The sequence below is a fragment of the Microcella sp. genome, from assembly GCF_033763155.1.
In the GTDB taxonomy this organism is placed as follows: Bacteria; Actinomycetota; Actinomycetes; order Actinomycetales; family Microbacteriaceae; genus Microcella.
Map to the genome: position 1 here is coordinate 1 of NZ_JANRKZ010000178.1, position 2,928 is coordinate 2,928.

At 68.6% G+C, this 2,928-nt stretch carries 3 protein-coding genes and 1 pseudogene; 2 read left to right on the forward strand and 2 right to left on the reverse strand.

From position 1 onward, the window contains the following. Positions 1-141 (forward strand): annotated as a pseudogene (locus SFU54_RS07515) (phosphate transport system regulatory protein PhoU); the annotation flags it as partial. Between the two features lie 80 nt (positions 142-221). Here the strand turns inward: SFU54_RS07515 and SFU54_RS07520 are convergent. Beyond that, positions 222-965 (reverse strand): phosphoglyceromutase, encoded by a 744-nt coding sequence (locus SFU54_RS07520; RefSeq protein WP_319015667.1) that lies wholly within the window; start codon positions 963-965, stop codon positions 222-224. A gap of 44 nt (positions 966-1,009) precedes the next feature. On the opposite strand from SFU54_RS07520, the gene SFU54_RS07525 reads away from it, so the two are divergent. Next, the gene (locus tag SFU54_RS07525) at positions 1,010-1,795 is read left to right on the forward strand and encodes a class I SAM-dependent methyltransferase (RefSeq protein ID WP_319015668.1); all 786 of its coding nucleotides are present in this window, start codon (positions 1,010-1,012) and stop codon (positions 1,793-1,795) included. Between the two features lie 4 nt (positions 1,796-1,799). On the opposite strand, the gene SFU54_RS07530 is transcribed toward SFU54_RS07525, so the two are convergent. Further along, positions 1,800-2,928 (reverse strand): FUSC family protein (locus tag SFU54_RS07530; protein WP_319015669.1); only part of this gene is annotated, 1,129 nt, incomplete at its 5' end.

Consider the following 2,928-nt stretch of genomic DNA (forward strand, 5'->3'; position numbering starts at 1 on the left):
GAAACCTGGAAGGGCGAGGCGATCGACACTGTCGATGCCACGCTCGCGTCGCGATACCACGAGCGTTTCGCCGACCACGCCGTCTCGATCTCGAAGAAGGTGCAATACCTCGCGACGGGCGACTGGGTTCCCGCCGACTGACCTTGCGCGGGCATCCGCCCCCGCATACGACGAGAGCCCCGCAGCAGCTGCCGCGGGGCTCTCGTCGTCTCTGAGCGGGACTACTTCTTTCCCTGTGCCGCCACCGCGGCGGCACCAGCGGCCGCGGCCTCGGGGTCGAGGTACTCGGCGGGCTTGACGGGCATGAAGTCGTCTCCGAGTTCGTAGACGAGCGGGATGCCCGTCGGAATGTTCAGCTCGGCGATCGCGTCATCGCTGATGCCGTCGAGGTGCTTGACGAGGGCACGGAGCGAGTTGCCATGCGCCGTGACGAGCACCGTCTGACCTGCGGCCAGATCACGCGTGATGTCGCTGTGCCAGTAGGGCAACATGCGGTCGATCACGAGCTTGAGGCTCTCGGTGCGCGGCACGTCACCGTCGATGCCGGCATAGCGCGGGTCGTGAACCTGGCTGAACTCGGCGTCGTCAGCAAGCGGCGGCGGCGGGGTGTCAAAGCTACGGCGCCAGGTCATGAAGAGTTCTTCACCGTGAGCCGCGAGGGTCTCGGCCTTGTTCAGGCCCTGCAGGGCGCCATAGTGGCGCTCGTTGAGTCGCCAGCTGCGCTTGACGGGCAGCCAGTCGAGCTCGGCCACCTCAAGGGCGATGTTGGCGGTGTGGATGGCGCGCTTGAGAAGGCTCGTGTAGAGCACACGCGGTGCGAGCCCCGACGCCTTGATGAGCTCGCCGGCGCGACGTGCTTCGGCGCGGCCCTGCTCGGTCAATTCGACATCCACCCACCCGGTGAAGATGTTCTTTTCGTTCCACACAGAGTGGCCATGGCGGAGCAAAATCAGGGTGTGCGTCATGCCTCCAGCCTATCCAGGGCGACAGGGGGCGCGAGAATAGGGGCATGGCAGAGGGGCGCATCACGCGCGGCACCACAGGCGTCAATCGCCTGCGACGCATGGATCGCTTTATTGCCGCGCACCCAGCACTGCGGCGAGCATCCGACCCCCTCGTTGTTGACCTCGGATACGGGGCCGCGCACTGGACCTCGCTCGAATTACTCGAGCGGTTGCGCCGAGTGCGACCGGGTGTTCGGGTCGTCGGCATCGAAATCGACCCGGAACGCGTGCGGGCCGCGTCTGCCTTCGCGCGTGAGGGACTGAGCTTTCGCCTGGGCGGCTTCGAAGTGCCTCTCGACGGGGATGCCCGCCCCGCCGTGATCCGCGCCGCCAACGTTTTGCGGCAGTACGACGAAGCCGAAGTGCCAGCCGCGTGGGCGCGGCTGCAGTCACGGCTGCAACCCGGAGGGCTGTTGCTCGAGGGCACGTGTAGCGAGGTGGGCCGCGTGGCGAGTTGGGTGGCACTCGACCACGAGGGCCCGCAGAGTCTCACGCTCGCGCTGCACCTCTCGAGCCTGGACGAGCTCGGCGGGCCATCGGTGGTCGCTGAGCGCCTGCCGAAGGTGCTCATCCATCGCAACGTGCCGGGCGAACCGGTGCACGACTTGTTGCGCGACCTCGATGCCCAGTGGGCGCGCCAGGCGCCCCTCTCGACCTTTTCGCCGCGGCAACGCTTTATCGCGGCCGTGCGCGGCCTCCGCGACGCGGGGTGGCCCGTTCAGGGCGGTGTCGAGCGCTGGAGGCTCGGAGAGGTCACCGTGGCGTGGTCGGCGGTCGCACCGCGGCTCTAGAGCCTCACAGCGGCGGCAAGAGTGCTCGTGCGTCGTCGGCGGGCATTCCGAGGTGCACGAGCACATCGAAGGCCAGCGGTCGCAGCAGCACGACCACCACTTGGTCGCCCACGCCATCGACCGCAGCGGGCGAGCACTGCGCGGCAAGCGCGCCCGCAACCGCGCGAGCCGCATAGCGCGCGGCCTCATCATCGTGGCTGCGACCGAGCAGCCGAACAGCCTCGGCTGCCGAACTCACCAGTTCGGCGAGCACCGGGTGGGGGTGACCATCACGCACCACCACCTCGACGCGTCGAGCGATGGCGCGAACATGGCGGGTCGTGAGGTCGGCAACGGCAAGCAAGCGGTGCTCGTCATCAAGTCGCGTGCGTCGAGAGCGCAGCCACGGTGAGACGGCGGCGACTCCGCGCGCACTCTCGAGCGCGCGGCCCCACTCGTCAAGCAGCCCCTGACTGCGTCGGCTGCGGGTCAGGGCGAGTTCGGCAGCCGCCTCGTCTCCCGTTCGCAACGCCTCGTGAATACCCGTGAGCGACTGATCAAGCAGCGAGAACAGCGCCACCGCTTCGCCGCGTTGCCGCAGCAGGTCGAAGCGCGGAATGAGCGCCGTAACCAGCAAGGCCACAGCGCCGCCGACGAGACCATCGAGGCTGCGAGCAAACACTCCCCCATCGGGCGCGGGGAGCACCGCGACGAGCATCGATTGCACGCCCGCGGCAATCGCGAACGGGGCCGAGGGTGACACGGCGCGGGCGACGACGAGCGTGATGACGAGAATCACGGCGATCTGCCACGGCCCTTGGCCGATGACCTGCACGAGCAGTGCGGCGACGACGATGCCGATGTTCATGCCGATGACCGTCTCGACGACGCGCCGCGGGGTCGTGTCGCGCGCGAGCCCGAGCGACACGATCGTCACCGTCACGGCAACGAGCGGCAGCTCGTGCCCGAGCAGCGTGCGCGCGATGAGGTACGACGACGTCGCAGCAACGACGATCTGCACGATGGCGGGCAGGGAACGCACGACGCGGTCGAGCGCGGCGCGAGCATCCAGTCGCCGACGGATGCTGCGCTCGAGTCGCGTCAGCGACGCACTCTGCCTGCCCACGCGCGCGCCTCGCTCAGACCGGTCGCGT

Excerpts from the sequence above, each read along its gene's own strand:
- SFU54_RS07525 (WP_319015668.1), top strand. The coding sequence starts at position 1,010 with ATGGCAGAGGGGCGCATCACGCGCGGCACCACAGGCGTCAATCGCCTG.
- SFU54_RS07520 (WP_319015667.1), bottom strand. The coding sequence starts at position 965 with ATGACGCACACCCTGATTTTGCTCCGCCATGGCCACTCTGTGTGGAAC.